The following is a 17028-nucleotide window of genomic DNA, read 5'->3' as shown; positions in this document are numbered from 1 at the left end:
AAACTGTTTATAAAAAGTATAAAATAAATAAAAGGAATATTTATTTATACTTTTTTATAAAGATGATCTTATTAATCATGCGCTTAATAATAAAATTATTCGTAATAATTAAGCGTGGTTTAAGTTTTTATCTAAATGAAATACTTTCGTGAGCTGGTCAATGAATTTTTGAACGCCTAAAGACTGTGAGTTTTTACGATAGTTTACGAATAAATCAAGTGTTGGTAAGTCGACATCAAGTGGACGAACTATCGTATTTTTGATGCCTAAAGGCGCAACATAGGCAGGTAAAATTGTACAGCCTAATCCAGAACCAAGAGAGTTAATATTGAATAATATACTGTCTGCTTTTTGAACAATATTCAGTTCGATGTTATGAGTTTTAGCGAAATCTAAAATGGTGTTATGTAAGGTTTGTGATTGTTCGGCTGCCGGAATGATAAAGTCAATACCTTGTAAGGCATGGACTGGGATTCGATCATATTGAGCAAGTGGATGATTTTTAGGAAGTAAGAAAATCAGGGGTTCAGTTAAAACAAATTGGCTTTGTATTTCATCACTATCTGTATTTTCACGGGTAAACGTAATGTCCAGCTCTCCTTTTTTTAAGGCTTTAAGCTGTTCAGTATTGTTTAAATTAGATAGTTCAATAGTAAGGTCTGGGTATTGTAGTCGCAGATTAGGAAGCACATAAGGGAAAATTTTCATTTCTGCGATGGGAACGAAACCGATACGTAACAATTGCTGTTTAGCCTTAGAAACTTGTCGTGCCATAGCGACCGCTTTTTCAGCCTGAGCGAGGGTGAGTCGAGCATGTTCTAAAAATACTTCGCCTTCTTCTGTTAACTCAACTTTGCGTTTTGTGCGGTTTAAAAGTCGTACACCAACGTCTTCTTCTAAATCTTTAATTTGTTGGCTAAGAGAGGGCTGTGCGGTAAAAAGTTTAAGAGCGGCTTTACTAAAATTTAATTCTTCAGCAACGGTAATGAAATATCGGAGATGGCGTAGTTCCATAAGACTAATCCAAAAAATGTCTTACTATGATTTAAGTGAAGTATAAAGCATAAATAGATATAGCGTGAAGGTGATTTAGGTATTTATAAAATAAATGGAATTTTAATTTTCATTAAAGATTTAATATAGGAATATAAGCTCTAATAATTCATAAAATATATTAATAATTAAATAATAAATACATTATTTTTAATTAATCAAAGAATTTTCTAAAGGATTTAAATATTCATTTAAGAAATTCTCATATTATGCAAAAACTAGAATAATAAAATAAATTTATAACCTAGAGGTCGCTAAGATCTACCCAAATGTAATTGTTACCAAATATATTGTTTTTATTGCACAGAAGAATCTTAAGTTAAAAATTACGGGTGACAAAGATGAAATAGACAGGTTCTATGGCGGCTTTTCGTCATCTTCTAATTGTTATGTTATACAAGAAGTCTTAGTAAGAATGGTAATTACTGACGCATAAACTCAACACATCTAAGTGTTTTTTATGGCACTCTAATTTAACTTAGGTTGGCTATGACCACGATAAAATGGATATTTATATGATAAATAAGTGTAAGTGCCATAGCTTAATTTGTTTTAATCGTTAAGATAGAAACCTGATCACATCCATTCTGCTGATGCTAAAACATAGAAAAGCCCATGAAAGACAAGCCGACATTAACATATCAATTGCCGACTCAGTCCTGTTGGACGCATACATGGATAAAACCTCCTTTTTGTCATCCCGAGTCTGGGCATGAAACGGATACACGTTTTTATAATCAACAACCTAAATCACCTGCTCGTGGCTCAAAAGAGTTATTGCGTTGGTTGGTTACGCGTGAGTCTTTTACATGGAAAGTGGATATTCAAAATGAATATGAAACCCGTGTAAATACGGCTGTAGCTTTGCCGCAAAATCGACCTCATGCAGATCTGGATGATTGGCAAGTTTGGTTTGTTGGGCATGCAACGGTATTGGTTCAGATTGGTCCTTATAACTTTATTACCGACCCAGTGTGGTGTGATTATGCAAGTCCTTCACAAGGGCGTGGCCCACGCCGTGTATGCCCAGCAGGTTTTGCACTAGAACAATTACCGACGATTCATGGAGTTTTGCTCAGCCATAATCATTATGACCATATGGACTTGGCGACACTTGAATGGCTACATAAAAAATTCGCAATGCCAATTTACACTGGACTCGGGAATGGTTTTTATCTACCTAAAGAGTTTCATGTCATTGAGATGGATTGGTGGCAAGAAATTCCTTATCACGAATTAAGAATAATCTATACACCTGCACAGCATGGTTCAGGCCGTGGTTTACGCGACCAGAATAAGGCACTTTGGGGCGGCTTTTCGGTTGTGGCTAAAACAGGTCATTGTTTCTTTGCGGGTGATACCGGTTATGCGGGTCATTTTAAGCAAATACATGCCCGTTATGGCGCACCGCGAGTAGCTTTACTTCCAATAGGTGCGTATGAGCCACGTGAATTGATGAGCTATGTTCATATGAACCCGCAAGATGCGCTACATGCGCACTTCGATTTACAGGCTCATCGTTCTATTGCGATTCATTATCGAACTTTCCAGTTGACTGATGAAGACCGAGAAGACCCAGAGCATGCTCTAGCACAGGCAATTAAAGCTTCTTCAAAGCTTGCAAATCCTTTTTATTGCATTCGGGAAGGACACAAACTGACTGTTTAAAAAACGATGCTTGATATTAAAAAAGCCAGTTCAAATTGAACTGGCTTTTTACCATTTTGGCTTAAATTAAGCTAAGTCAAAACGATCAAGATTCATGACTTTAGTCCATGCAGCAACAAAGTCTTGAACAAATTTTTCTTTACCATCTGCCTGAGCATAAACTTCGGCTAATGCACGTAAGATTGAGTTTGAACCGAAGACTAAATCATTACGTGTTGCGGTAAATTTTACTGCGCCTGTTTTACGATCTTTGCCTTCAAAGACTTCGCTTGTTGAGTCAACAGGTGCCCATGCAGTAGACATGTCGAGTAAGTTCGTAAAGAAGTCTGTGCTGAGTACACCAACTTGCTGAGTGAATACACCGTGTTGTGAGCCATCCCAGTTGGTGCCCAGTACACGTAAGCCACCAATCAATGCAGTTAACTCTGGTGCAGTCAAAGTCAGTTGTTGTGCTTTATCAATTAATAATGCCTCAGTTGTTGCGCTGACTCCTTCTTTTTTCCAGTTTCTAAAACCATCAGCAAGGCCGAGCAATAATTGGAAAGATTCGACATCAGTTTGACTTTGTAATGCATCAACACGACCAGGGGCAAATGGAACGCTAATATTGAAACCTGCCGCTTGAGCAGCTTGCTCTACACCAACGTTACCTGCAAGCACGATTAAATCAGCTAATGATAATTGAGTAGAAGCTTTGAGTTCTTCAATTTTAGTTAAAGTCTCAACTGCTTTTTTATTTACGTCCCATTCACGTTGTGGTGATAAAGCAATACGTGCTCCGTTTGCACCGCCACGCTTGTCTCCACCACGGAAAGTTGATGCCGAAGCCCAACCAAGGGAAACTAGCTCACCAGCAGATAGTCCTAATGCAACAATTTTTGCTTTTGCATCATCAATACTGGCAGTAGACGGTATAGCACTAGCAGCAGGTAATGGGTCTTGCCAAATTAAATCTTCAGCCGGAACCTCAGGACCTAAATAACGTGCTTTTGGACCCATATCACGGTGAGTTAACTTGAACCAAGCGCGAGCAAAAGCATTGGCAAAGGCTTGTGGATCGTTAAGGAAACGACGAGAGATCTTTTCAAACTCAGGATCAAAACGTAAGGTCAAATCTGTAGTAAGCATTGTTGGCTTACGTTTAACTGATGGGTCGAATGGATCTGGAATGATTGCCTCAGCATCTGCTGCTACCCATTGAATTGCACCAGCAGGTGAGCGCTCTTGTACCCACTCGTATTTGAATAGGTTTTCAAAGAAGTAGTTGCTCCATTGTGTTGGTGTTTGTGACCAAATCACTTCTAAACCTGAAGTGATCGCATCTTTACCAACACCAGTGCCAAAACTGTTTGACCAGCCAAAGCCCATTTGTTCAATTGATGCTCCCTCAGGATCAGCCTGAACATGGTCAGCAGAGGCAGCACCATGGGTCTTACCTAAAGTATGACCGCCCGCGATTAAGGCAACAATTTCTTCATCATCCATTGCCATATTGCCGAAAGTCGCGCGAATAAATGGTGCAGCTGATTTAGGGTCACCGCTGGCTTGTGGGCCTTCAGGGTTTACATAAATTAGACCCATTTCGGTTGCAGCTAGATTGCTGCCTTCCAATGCTTCAGAGTTGCGATGAGCTAACCATTCTTTTTCATCGCCCCAGTTTACGTCGTTGTCTGGTTCCCAAACATCTTCACGACCTGCACCAAAACCGAAGGTGCGGAAACCCGAAGATTCAAGTGCGATGTTTCCAGCAAGAATAAATAAATCTGCCCATGATATTTTTTGACCGTATTTTTGTTTAACTGGCCATAGCAAGCGGCGTGCTTTATCTAAGCTTGCATTGTCAGGCCAACTATTTAATGGCGCAAAACGTTGCTGACCACGACCAGCACCACCACGGCCATCGCCCATACGATATGTACCGGCAGCATGCCACGCTAAACGAATAAATAAGCCTGTATAATTTCCCCAGTCGGCTGGCCACCAATCTTGAGAATCGTTTAATACATTTTTGATATCAGCTTTGAGGGTGTAGTAGTCGAGTTTTTTAAATTCTTGACGGTAATTAAATTCTTTACCGAGTGGGTTAGAGCGTTCTGAATGTTGATTGAGTAGGTCGACGCGTAGTTGTTTTGGCCACCAGTGTAAACTAGGCGTGCCACCACCGACCGTTACTTCTGGTTTTGATTTATGGCCTGAAAAAGGGCATTTTGATTCATCTGACATGGTTATATTCTCTCTGGGTAATAATTATTGAGCTCTTCGTAAAAATGTTAGGTCTCATTTTCCTGGACTTCTGGTTTAAAAACTCATGTTTACTAAATAAAGAAATGGGAGAACAAATGGTGAGAGAAACCGTTTAAAAGTCTTTTCACTGAGATGTCGGCCATTATATTTTATTTAATAATGCATCAGATTCCTTTACTTGTTATTCCTCCAATTTACTGCATGAAGGTTAAAAAACAAGAGGAAAAATAAGATGAAACTTGTAAATAACGATGCATAGAATTACCTCTTCAATTGTTGGAACAACGTAAGATCTTTTAATAACGCTCTGTAAATATACTAGGAGTAGGAGTCTTATTTTTCAAATGGATTAAACTGTCAATATTGATTTAAAAAACCGATTGTACGTTTATTTAAAAGATTAAGATGGGGGAGCAATGGTGAGATGAAATTTTTATATTTAATTGTAGTAGAAGCGAGCTCAAAGGAATAAAGGAGAGCATTGCTCTCCTTTATTGTTTATATATTAAACATTTACGATTCGATTCGATTTAACCATATCAGCTAAACCGTGAGTTTTAAAATAGTACTCAAGCCAACTTTTCACGATGAGTGGATTATTCATTTTCATGACATCATCCAGCAATTTTTGTGCATCTGTCATTGGTACATGACAAATTGCTTTTCGTACACGCAAAATATTACTCGAGCTCATTGAAAGGGTATTAAAGCCCATTGCCATGAGCAGGATTGCTGATAATGGATCACCTGCCATTTCACCACAAATACTGATAGGTTTTTTATATTCATGGCATTCTTTAACTAAGCGAGTTAGCGCACGTAGAATGGATGGATGGAAGTGTGAGTAAACGTTAGCCACATGTGGATTATTACGGTCAACTGCAAGTAAATACTGTGTTAAGTCATTTGAACCGACCGAGAAGAAATCGACGAGTTCAGCAAACTCATCAATTTGTAGCAGTACGCTCGGCACCTCAACCATAATTCCAATTTTTGGTTTGGTAATTTTAACTTGCTCTTCTTCTTGCACAGCAATCCAGTCACGCTCAAGTAAATAAAGTACTTCTTCGACTTCACTGACTGTAGTGACCATTGGCAATAAAATATGCAAATTATTTAAACCAATACTGGCTTTGAGCATGGCGCGAATTTGCGAAGAAAAAATCTCGGGATGATCAAGCGTGAAACGAATACCACGCCAGCCTAATGCCGAGTTTTCTTCTTCAATACTGAAATAAGGCAAGTCTTTATCGGCACCAATATCCAGTGTTCGCATCACCACAGGTTTGTTGGCAAAGTGACTCAACTGTTGACGGTAGATTGCGCGTTGTTCTTCTTCACCTGGGAAACGTTCCCGTAACATGAATGGAATTTCACTTCGGTATAGACCGACACCTTGAGCACCACGTTGTACTCCGCGTACTACGTCAATCATGAGGCCTGTATTTACATAGAGCTGAACAGACACACCATCTGGAGTAATCGCTTCTTTGGTCTCGTATTGTTTGAGATCTTTTGCGATTTGCTCATCTTCTTTTTGGATTTCTTTATAGCGTTGGCGTAAACGACGTGGAGGGTTTACAAAAACACGGCCCTGATAGGCATCCACAATCATTTCTGCATCATCAAGTGTGTTCACTGGTAGTTCAGTTACACCAACTACAGTTGGAATACCTAATGCACGAGCAACAATCACCATATGTGAGTTGGCTGCACCTTCGGATGTCACAATCGCTGCAATATTGTCTACTGGCAACTCTACAAGTGCCGCAGTACTAATCTCTTCACCAATTAAAATACTGTCTGGACTCAGGTCACGATGGCTAGAGTCTTCTTCTTGCAAAGAGGCTAAAATACGTCGCCCTAAATCTTTAAGGTCGGAAACTCGTTCACGAAGATAGTCATCTTCCATCTGTGCAAATAGGGCAGTGTGTTTTTCAATGACACGACGTACTGCACCTTGTGCCCAATGTCCATCACGGATAAGTTCTTTAATTTCTGCTGGTAATGCATTTTCATCTAGCATTCTTAAGAAAACACTAAATAAAGCGCGTTCCTCAGCCATTAAAGAATCATGCATTTTTTCATCCAGAGAACGAATCTCTGAACGTACTGATGAAATGGCTTGATCTAAAATTCGAAGTTCATCGCTAATATCTTCTGCTTCACGATCAGGCACAGAACCCAAATCGGCAGGTGGATATAAAATAATAGCGCGACCTAAAGCAACACCGCCTGCACCTGAAGCGCCTTGAAAGGTTTTGTAGGCAGGTCCATTACTCGGCTTACGAAATACGTCAATATTACCCACTGCATGAGCATGAGCAATAACGCCAGAAAGCTGAGCACACAGTGTAACTAAAAAGGACTCGGCAGCTTCACTAAAATCTTGAGGAAGTTTATTTTGGACAACCAAAACGCCCATAACCTTACGACGATACATGACTGGTACGCCGAGGAAAGAGTTATAAATTTCTTCGCCTGTTTCAGGTAAATACAAGAACCGCTCATGTTTTGGCGCATTGTCAAGGTTAACGATTTCTTCGCGTTGCCCGACCAGACCGACCAAGCCTTCACCGAGTTGTAAAGAAACATGGCCTACAGATTCTGGATTTAAGCCTTTAGAGGCCATTAATACATAACGCTGATTGCGTTCATCGAGTAAATAAATAGAGCAAACATCCACTTTCATGGCCTCAGCAACCTGATTAACCATGATGTCTAATGATTCATGCAAACTGACGGACGCATTAACCTCTTGGACAATGCGCCGTAGAGTGTCGAGTTGCATGTTTGACATGGATGTATACTCCAGTATTTTTTTAGACTATGAATGTATTTATAACAGCACTTTTAATAAAAATCATTTGCTAGATAAATGATTTTTAGGGTAATTGTTGCATCGGCAACTGTGTACACAACTCCACCATGGCTTTACGATAAACATCACGCTTGAAGTTCACCACTTGTCCAAGAGGATACCAATAGCTAACCCACTGCCATTCATCGAATTCGGGCGGGTCGGAGAGGTTTAACTGAATATTTTTTGCAGGTGCAGTTAACTTCAGTAAAAACCATTTTTGTTTCTGTCCGATACATACGGGGTCAGAGTCTGACCGAATGTACCGATGTGGCAAACGATAACGCAGCCATCCTTTGGTTTGCGCAATAATCTGGACATGTTCGGGCAATAAGCCGATTTCTTCTCTCAGTTCTCGAAAAAGTGCCTGTTCAGGGGTTTCTCCAAACTGGATGCCTCCTTGTGGAAATTGCCAAGCATTGTGACCAATGCGCTTTGCCCATAAAACCTGTCCATCATCGTTTGCCAAAATGATCCCGACATTCGGTCGGAAACCTTCTGAATCGATCATTTGGCTACCTAAATATTGTCTATATCGTTGACTTTAATCGCGGGGACAAACACTTTTTTATGTCCAGCTCGAAAAGATCAAAGTAAAATGTTTAAATTGCTACGATCTTAACGAATTTCTATCGACTAGCGGAGATAGATTTACATTTTTTTTCTTAAATTTCAGTTTAAACGAGAATTTTCATGAAACTGGCGTTGTTTGATTTAGACCATACCTTGTTAAATACCGATTCAGACCATTCTTGGGGTGAATTTTTAGTCAATGAAGGTTTGGTTGATCCGGTTCATCATCGTCAGATGAATGATAAATTTTATGAAGATTACAAAGCAGGGCAACTTGACCCATATGCTTATAATGAATTTGTTTTCGGATTTTTAACGCAGCATGACAATGACTACTTAACTGAGCTCCACCAATTGTTCATGCAAAAAGTCATTCGTCCGCAAATGCGTCCAAAAGGTTTTGATGCAATCAAAAAACATCAAGATTTAGGCCATACTATTGTGGGTATTACGGCAACGAGTGATTTTATTACTGCGCCGATTTTCCGTGAATTTGGGATTACCGAAATTTTAGCAACCAATGCTGAAGTGGCTGACGGAAAATATACGGGTAAAGTTGCTGGTTTAGCGTGTTATCAAAAAGGCAAACTTGCACGTCTAGATGCATGGTTGGAAGGCCGTAACGTGTCTGAGTCTTGGGCGTATTCCGATTCAATTAATGACCGTTTTTTACTTGAATATGCAACTCATGCGATTGCAGTAAACCCTGATGATCGCCTTGAAAAGCTGGCCCAAGAACACAATTGGGACATTCAGGACTGGTCGATTTAAAATTGTGGAGTTGGAAGAACAGTTTAAAAAGTTTTGAGGTCTTCCAACTCTTAATTATATTTAAAATCATTTTTTAATATCTCTTATAAATCTTAGCTAAAAACAGATATTGCTATGATTAATAAAATAAATTCTATCTTGGCAAAGATTTCAGAATATAAAAAAATTTAATTTAAAAATGAGGAAATAATGTCAAAAACAGCACAAATTAAATTACCAAAACAACTTTGGAATGATGAAAGTATTGATTTAACACGTCATAGCTATCAGGGGAAATTACTTAATAAAAGCGAAGGTTTCAAATTAGGTAAGGCTCAACGTAAAAAAGTTCCACGTGAACAGCTATCAAAGCTTTCTGAACGACCAAAAGGTACAACTGCTTTAACGGTCTATGATTGGAGTAACCAAGGACGTTTAGAAAAGCTCAAGCCGATTCGTGCAAAACGGATGAGTGTTTCTCCATTTACATTTTATCGTGGCATGCCTTCTTTGATGCTATTTGACCAAGCGTGGGAGCAGACAAATTCAGGCTTATTTCAACAGATTTGTGGTGATTGTCATTTAAGTAATTTTGGTGGTTTTGCAAGTCCAGAACGTAATTTGTTATTTGGAATTAATGATTTTGACGAAACTTTAGTTGCCTCGTTTGAATGGGATGTAAAGCGCTTAGCAACCAGTTTTGTGATCGCGGCGCGTGATATTCATCTTGCAGAGAAAGTCGGATTAAAAGCAATTAAAATAATGCTGAATAGTTATCGTCAGCACTTATTAGAAATTACAGAACTTTCACCACTCCAAGTTTGGTATGAAAAAGTTGATGCCAGTACATTATTAGAAAATACTGAGTGTCGAAAACTAAGAAAGAAACGCGAGAAGCATCTCGATTCAGCACAGAAAAGAACTGCGTACTCTGTTTTGCCAAAGCTTACCCAGCAAGATCAAGATACAGGGTTTCGTCATTTTGTGGATGATGCGCCGTTATTATGGCATCCAAGTATGGATGAGCCATTTGGTAAAGATGTTGATGTATTTTTTCAAAAATACCGTGATTCTTTGAAATATGATCGCCAAGTGCTTTTTGATCGTTATCAACGTACAGATGTAGCTTTGAAAGTAGTGGGTGTTGGAAGTGTTGGTACACGATCAGCGATTGCATTATTTCAAGATGCAGATCGGGAACCGTTAATTTTACAAATGAAAGAAGCGAATCCATCAATTCTCAGCCCGCTATTTGTAGACAAGGTAAATCACGAAGGTGAGCGTGTAGTGCATGGTCAGCAGCTCATGCAGGCCGCAAGTGATATATTTCTTGGATTCTCTTCCATATCAAATCAACATTTTCATGTACGTCAGTTACGTGATATGAAAATTTCGGTTGATCTTAGTGACATGGATGATGAGTATTTCTATGAGTATGCCGAAAGTTGTGGTTTAGCCTTAGCTCATGCCCACGCTAAATCTGGAAATGCAGATGTACTTATGGGATATCTTGGCGAAGGTAATACGATAGTAGAAGTATTACAAACGTATGCAGAAGAATATGCAGAACGTAATCTAAATGACTATGACCAATTTATGAATGAAGTTGCAGATGGTAAGATTCAGCTCGCTGGAGATGATGCACTTTAATAATAAATATGCTGCTACAGATGACAGGAAATAATTCGAAAGGTTAGAGAAAAAATGTTTAGTAAAATTATGTCTGGTTTGGGTCTTCAAGGTGTGACGGTAGAAACTGTTTTACAGAACCCAAGCTTGCAAGCAGGCAGCACATTGCATGGAGAAATTAGCTTTAAAGGTGGAGCATCTGATAAAGAGATTAATGGTCTTTATTTGCAATTAGTGACGATGGCAGAAGTCGAATCCGGTGATCATGAGTTTAACCAACCTTTAGTTTTACAAGAGTGGTTAGTGAACTCTCGATTCCTCTTGCCAGCACATCAAGCGCATTCTTTCCCTTTTAGTATTCAACTACCATTTGAGACACCGATTACTGAGGTTGCTTGTCGAAGAAATGGTGCACGTGTTTGGATTCAAACCCATATGGATGTTGATTGGGGATTAGATGCAACTGATCGTGATTATCTAAAGGTTCTGCCAACTCCAGCCATGCAAATGTTTCTACAGGCTATGCAGCGATGTGGCTTTGTTTTATCGACAGTAGATGTAGAAAAAGGGCAGCTGACTGCGCGAAATTTTAGATCAACGATTGGTTGTTACCAAGAGCTTGAATTTGTCTCTTCACATATGTTTAGCGGATTTAATGAGGTTGAAGTTTCTTTCGTTGCTGAACCTAATCAAACTCACGTTATGCTTGAAGTAGACCGCCATTTTCGATCAGATCAGCTATTAACGATGACGATTCCCCATCATATGCTTGATGAAAACCAAATGGTGCAACAAATTAGAAGCCTCTTAAAGCTTGGATAAATTAAATTCGAGTAGATGCTTAGATGAGAGTCTTTTATGCATCCTGCATCATTTTAATCAACTCCTGCATGGCTCTAGATTGAGTGCGTGCAGGATGCCAAACCATACCTAATTGACGATTCATCTCAACATTCAAATCAAGCTGCTGCATATCCTGATTCAACAGAGTTTTTGGTAAAACTGACCAACCCAAACCAATTGACACCAACATGCGAATAGACTCAAGAGGGTTATTGCTCATGGTAATTTTGGGTTTAAGTCCTTGTTTTTCAAACTCAGCTAAAGTGATTTGAGCAGTATAAGTTTGTGCAGCGGGTAATAAGCTTGGATATTCAATTAAATCTTGTAAGGTGAGATTCTTTTTTTGTGCCAACGGATGAAAAGGGGCCGCAACAAAAACTAAAGGATCATTCCAAATTGTAATATAGTTAAGACGCTCATCTCCTGAAGGAGGAAGCGTTAAAAATGCGAGTTCTAGATCACCAGCCAGTACTTGTTCATGAGCTTGCTCTGAATCAACAAAATGCACATCTAAAGTAACCTGAGGAAATTGCTGAACAAAATGCTTAAGTGGTGCAGGTAAATGATGCAAACCAATATGATGACTCGTACCGACTTTTAAGCGGCCTTGTACCTGAGTTTGTTCATGGCTCAGCGTATGGTGAATATCACCCAGCTCATTTAACCAGTTTTTAACTTTAGGAAGTAATGAATGTGCAGCATGAGTTGCCTGAACACCTCGGCCTGCAGATTCAAATAGTTTTACGCCAAAATATTCTTCTAAACTGTGAATTCGTTTGGTAACGGCAGGTTGAGTAATAAATAACTGATCTGCTGCCACAGAGATAGACCCTGTTTCCATAACTTTTACAAAAGCTTCAAAGGCTGCAAGATTCATAATACAACTCAACTTGGAATAGAAAAATCGAGGGGCTAAAGTTGCCGAGCCAAAATCGTATCATGCTTGCAGCAAAACGAGTGAGAAAGTTATGAATTACCGCACTAATCTTAGCCTAAGCTGTTGTTTCTTTTTCAGCTAAGGCTGATATGCGGCGATCTTTAGCAGCCCAAACTTTTTCATGGAAGAAAAAAGCAAAAGCTTGTACGGTTGGTTCAAGCATACTTAATGTTAAAGCCATCCAGATATTACCTGTTACAAAGTATGCGACTAGCATTGCGACAGTAATATGCATAATGTAATAGCTTAAGGTTTTCTTTAAGGTACGTTGATTATTTATAACGAATTTTTGGATATTAGCCATGATCATTCTCTTTAGCCACTTTAGATATTTTTAGTATAGGCATTAGAGTATAAGATTAAAAATTGATTATGCAAATGATAATCATTAACAAAAACGATTTATTAAATTTGATGCACCTTATGGAAGTTATAATTTATTCCAAAAAGTTTTCTAATTTATAAAAATGATAAATTAGATTTATGTGAAACTCTGGCTATAATCGAATAAAGATCAGAATTACCCAGTCCAATGGAGCAAGACGACATGGCAGGCAAAACTTTATATGACAAATTGTGGGATGACCACGTTGTTTCACAGCGTGATGATGGCTCATGTTTACTATACATTGACCGTCATTTATTGCATGAAGTGACAAGTCCACAAGCATTTGAAGGTTTGCAACTTGCGGATCGTCAACCATGGCGTTTAAGTGCAAACGTTGCTACACCAGACCACAACGTTCCAACATCTAAAAAGGAACGTGACCAAGGCATCGCTGGTATTGAAGATGATACATCTCGTATTCAAGTTCAAACTTTAGATGACAACTGTAAGGCCTTTAATATTGTTGAATTTAGTATTAATGATATTCGTCAGGGGATTGTGCATGTAGTTGGGCCTGAACAGGGCTTAACTTTACCGGGCATGACGGTGGTATGTGGCGATTCACATACAGCCACTCACGGTGCTTTTGGTTGCTTGGCGCATGGTATTGGAACATCTGAAGTTGAACATGTCTTAGCAACACAATGCTTGATTCAGAAAAAATCTAAAAATATGTTGGTTCGCGTAGATGGCGTATTGGGTAAAGGCGTAACACCAAAAGATGTGGTGTTGGCGATTATCGGTAAAATTGGTACCGCTGGCGGTACGGGCTATGCAATCGAGTTCGGTGGTCAAGTTTTCCGTGATATGTCGATTGAGGGACGTATGACGGTATGTAACATGGCGATTGAAGCAGGTGCGCGTGTCGGTATGGTGGCTGTTGATGACAAAACTATTGAATACGTGAAAGGTCGTAGCTATGCACCAAAAGGTGAGCAATGGGAACAAGCAGTTGCTTACTGGAACACATTGCATTCAGATGAAGATGCTGTGTTTGATGCTGTAGTTGAGTTAAATGGCGCAGAAATTGAACCACAAGTATCTTGGGGAACTTCACCAGAAATGGTTATTCCAGTTACTGAAGCTGTGCCAACTTTAGAACAAGCGAAAGATGACGTACAACGTAATGATTGGACACGTGCTTATCAATATATGGGTTTAAATGCAGGTCAGGCATTAGCTGATATTCAGCTTGATCGTGTGTTTATTGGTTCTTGTACGAACTCTCGTATTGAAGACATCCGTGCTGCGGCTGAGGTGGTTAAGGGACGTAAAGTGGCATCTACCATTAAACAAGCCATGATTGTTCCGGGTTCTGGTTTAGTTAAGCAACAGGCTGAAAAAGAAGGCTTGGATAAAATCTTCTTGGAAGCTGGCTTTGAATGGCGTGAGCCGGGTTGTTCAATGTGTTTAGCAATGAATGCAGACAAGTTACAACCAGGTGAACATTGTGCATCGACGTCTAACCGTAACTTTGAAGGCCGTCAAGGCAATGGTGGTCGTACTCACTTGGTGAGCCCAGCAATGGCGGCAGCGGCTGCAATCGCTGGTCACTTCGTTGATGTTCGTTCATTTTAATTCGATCTGGAGCAAACCATGAAAGCTTATACAGTTGAACAAGGTATCGTTGCACCATTAGATCGTGCCAATGTTGATACAGATTTAATTATTCCAAAACAGTTTTTAAAGTCGATTAAACGCACTGGTTTTGGCGATAATTTATTTGATGAACTTCGTTATTTAGATGAAGGTTATCCAGGACAAGACAATTCAGTACGTCCAAAAAATCCGGATTTCGTTTTAAACCAGCCTCGTTATCAAGGAGCAACAGTTTTAATTGCTCGTACTAACTTTGGTTGTGGTTCAAGCCGTGAGCATGCGCCTTGGGCATTAAATGAATATGGATTCCGTACGGTTATTGCACCAAGCTTTGCTGATATTTTCTTTAATAACTGTTTCAAAAATGGCATGTTACCTGTCATTTTGCCAGAAGAAACAGTTGAGCAGTTATTTAAAGAATGTGCTGCTAATGAGGGATATCAATTAACAATTGATTTAGCCGCTCAAGAAGTACGTACTCCAACAGGTGAAGCGTTTAAATTTGAAGTTGATCCATTTCGTAAGCACTGCTTGTTAAATGGATTGGATGATATTGGTTTAACTCTTCAAAATGCGGACGCAATTCGCGCTTATGAAGAAAAAACTAAACAAGTTCGTCCTTGGGTATTCCAAGAGTTGAATTAACCTTTCGGTACATTTTAAACATAGCCATGGCGTAGCGTTCAAACTCTTGCTAACATGCTAAAGCATAAAAACACCTTAGAATTATGCACTAGATGAGGATTGGGCTTGAACAATGAAGAGGAACGTTACTCATAGCTTTTTGTTGAGCCTGTGCGCAATAACACTCAGTGCTTGTCAAAGCACTTACAATGTAGTGGATACTGTCCGCATTAAGCAGGCTGAACAAGAAAATTTGGGGCAGAATGCAGCAATATATTGTTCGGGCGCGAAGAGTTGTGAATTTGAACGACTAAATGATATTACTGTAGTGGATGCGCAAACACGAAGAATTAGTAATCAGGCAATTCATCAAGGGATTGTGAGATTACAAGGTTCAGTGCTTAGCCAAACTAACAGCTTATATTTATCAGTGCCTGCTAAACAATATGAAGTGGTGATTCGTTTCTATCCGATCTCTCCGGATCGTGCAGAAACATTTCATGTGATTCACCAGTTTAATGCTAACCATCGCTATACATTTAAAATGTACCGAGACAAATCTAACCGTTCGGGTAGTTTGCTGAATGTTTCTGTACCAGATCCATTATGTGTCGATTTAGAACAAGATGGGCATGTCATTCGCCGTTTTTGTCGACCATTTGATGTTACAACAGGACTAGGTGAATTCCTTGAGCAGAAAAAACTAACACCGCGGTAGTTGTAGCACTGCTTGTCTTTGGAAAATGGAAAAAGTTCATGTCTAAACAGATTTTAATTTTAGCTGGTGATGGTATTGGTCCTGAAATTGTTGGGGCGGCAGAAAAAGTATTAAATACAGTAAATGAAAAATTTAATTTATCGTTAACTTGGGAACATGGCTTATTAGGCGGCGCGGCAATTGATGCGCATGGTGAACCGTACCCAGCAGTAACAAGTGAACAAGCAAAAAAAGCTGATGCAATTTTATTAGGTGCGGTAGGCGGACCAAAATGGGACACCATTGAGCGTTCTATTCGCCCTGAACGTGGTCTTTTAAAAATTCGTAGTGAACTTAACTTGTTTGCTAACTTGCGCCCAGCGATTTTATATCCGCAATTAGCAGATGCTTCGAGCTTAAAGCCTGAAATTGTTGCTGGCTTAGATATTTTAATTGTTCGTGAATTGACTGGCGGTATCTATTTCGGTCAGCCACGTGGTATCCGTGAACTCGAAAACGGTGAAAAGCAAGGTTATAACACCGACGTTTATTCTGAAAGCGAAATTAAGCGTATTGCAAAAGTAGCTTTTGAACTTGCAGGCTTACGTGGTGGAAAGGTTTGTTCTGTAGATAAAGCTAACGTTTTGGAAGTTACAGAGCTTTGGAAGCAAACAGTTACTGATTTACAGCAAGCAAATTATTCAAATATTCAGCTTTCACATATGTATGTTGATAACGCTGCAATGCAACTTGTACGTGCACCGAAACAGTTTGACGTGATCGTAACGGGTAACTTGTTTGGCGACATCTTATCTGATGAAGCAGCAATGCTTACAGGTTCAATCGGCATGTTGCCATCGGCTTCGTTAGATGAAAATGGCAAAGGTATGTATGAGCCTTGCCATGGTTCTGCACCTGATATCGCGGGTCAAAATGTGGCAAACCCATTAGCAACTATTCTTTCAGTTGCAATGATGCTTCGCTACACATTCCGTGAAGAAGCTGCTGCAAAAGCAATTGAAGATGCAGTAGGTCAAGTGCTTGATCAAGGTTTGCGTACAGCAGATATTATGTCTGAAGGTATGACAAAAGTAGGTACGGCTGAAATGGGTGAGGCTGTTGTAGCTGCTCTTGCTTAAAAGCTTATTATAAAAAAACGCAGC

At 39.5% G+C, this 17028-nt stretch carries 14 protein-coding genes; 8 read left to right on the top strand and 6 right to left on the bottom strand.

Translation table 11 applies throughout. From position 1 onward, the window contains the following. Positions 1–108: 108 nt before the first annotated feature. Positions 109–1014 carry a DNA-binding transcriptional regulator HcaR gene (gene hcaR / locus J655_RS12520; RefSeq protein WP_005079222.1) on the bottom strand — a complete coding sequence of 302 codons (906 nt, stop codon included), beginning with the start codon at positions 1012–1014 and terminating at the stop codon, positions 109–111. 654 nt (positions 1015–1668) lie between these two features. Here hcaR and J655_RS12515 point away from each other — a divergent pair. After that, on the top strand, positions 1669–2721 hold the full coding sequence (locus tag J655_RS12515) for an MBL fold metallo-hydrolase (RefSeq protein ID WP_005079220.1): 1053 nt from the start codon (positions 1669–1671) through the stop codon (positions 2719–2721). Positions 2722–2787: 66 nt separating this feature from the next. On the opposite strand, the gene katG is transcribed toward J655_RS12515, so the two are convergent. The 3 genes from katG to J655_RS12500 form a co-directional block, all read right to left on the bottom strand. After that, positions 2788–4944, bottom strand: coding sequence for a catalase/peroxidase HPI (katG, locus tag J655_RS12510; RefSeq protein WP_005079218.1), 2157 nt, complete (start codon positions 4942–4944; stop codon positions 2788–2790). A gap of 526 nt (positions 4945–5470) precedes the next feature. Continuing rightward, the gene (gene ptsP / locus J655_RS12505; protein WP_005066019.1) at positions 5471–7765 is read right to left on the bottom strand and encodes a phosphoenolpyruvate--protein phosphotransferase; all 2295 of its coding nucleotides are present in this window, start codon (positions 7763–7765) and stop codon (positions 5471–5473) included. An 85-nt stretch (positions 7766–7850) separates the two neighbouring features. Then, positions 7851–8336: an RNA pyrophosphohydrolase gene (locus tag J655_RS12500; protein WP_000567255.1), complete on the bottom strand. Its 486-nt coding sequence runs from the start codon at positions 8334–8336 to the stop codon at positions 7851–7853. A 182-nt stretch (positions 8337–8518) separates the two neighbouring features. Between J655_RS12500 and J655_RS12495 the strand changes: the two genes are divergently transcribed. The 3 genes from J655_RS12495 (at position 8519) to J655_RS12485 (ending at position 11599) form a co-directional block, all read left to right on the top strand. Then, a complete protein-coding gene (locus tag J655_RS12495; protein WP_002115098.1) occupies positions 8519–9169 on the top strand; it encodes an HAD family hydrolase in 651 nt (216 codons plus the stop codon). A 189-nt stretch (positions 9170–9358) separates the two neighbouring features. Then, entirely contained in the window at positions 9359–10798 is a 1440-nt protein-coding gene (locus J655_RS12490) for a DUF2252 domain-containing protein (protein WP_005079215.1), read from the top strand. A gap of 54 nt (positions 10799–10852) precedes the next feature. Beyond that, the gene (locus J655_RS12485; RefSeq protein ID WP_005079213.1) at positions 10853–11599 is read left to right on the top strand and encodes a sporulation protein; all 747 of its coding nucleotides are present in this window, start codon (positions 10853–10855) and stop codon (positions 11597–11599) included. A 34-nt stretch (positions 11600–11633) separates the two neighbouring features. Here J655_RS12485 and J655_RS12480 read toward each other — a convergent pair whose 3' ends face one another. Together J655_RS12480 and J655_RS12475 are read right to left on the bottom strand one after the other, a co-directional pair. Next, entirely contained in the window at positions 11634–12497 is an 864-nt protein-coding gene (locus tag J655_RS12480; RefSeq protein WP_005066023.1) for a LysR family transcriptional regulator, read from the bottom strand. A 115-nt stretch (positions 12498–12612) separates the two neighbouring features. Then, entirely contained in the window at positions 12613–12867 is a 255-nt protein-coding gene (locus tag J655_RS12475) for a DUF2061 domain-containing protein (protein ID WP_005804193.1), read from the bottom strand. Positions 12868–13104: 237 nt separating this feature from the next. Between J655_RS12475 and leuC the strand changes: the two genes are divergently transcribed. From leuC to leuB, 4 genes are all read left to right on the top strand, one after another. Continuing rightward, on the top strand, positions 13105–14523 hold the full coding sequence (gene leuC, locus J655_RS12470; RefSeq protein WP_002115007.1) for a 3-isopropylmalate dehydratase large subunit: 1419 nt from the start codon (positions 13105–13107) through the stop codon (positions 14521–14523). 18 nt (positions 14524–14541) lie between these two features. Further along, positions 14542–15189 carry a 3-isopropylmalate dehydratase small subunit gene (gene leuD / locus J655_RS12465; RefSeq protein WP_002114814.1) on the top strand — a complete coding sequence of 216 codons (648 nt, stop codon included), beginning with the start codon at positions 14542–14544 and terminating at the stop codon, positions 15187–15189. A gap of 112 nt (positions 15190–15301) precedes the next feature. Continuing rightward, positions 15302–15886, top strand: coding sequence for a hypothetical protein (locus J655_RS12460; RefSeq protein WP_005066026.1), 585 nt, complete (start codon positions 15302–15304; stop codon positions 15884–15886). Positions 15887–15924: 38 nt separating this feature from the next. After that, positions 15925–17004, top strand: coding sequence for a 3-isopropylmalate dehydrogenase (gene leuB, locus J655_RS12455; RefSeq protein ID WP_002114882.1), 1080 nt, complete (start codon positions 15925–15927; stop codon positions 17002–17004). Positions 17005–17028 lie beyond the last annotated feature (24 nt).

It is taken from the genome of Acinetobacter sp. 1294243 (genome assembly GCF_000588015.1).
GTDB lineage: Bacteria > Pseudomonadota > Gammaproteobacteria > Pseudomonadales > Moraxellaceae > Acinetobacter > Acinetobacter pittii.
Note: the sequence above shows the minus strand (reverse complement) of the source record. Positions and strands in the feature narration are given on the sequence as shown.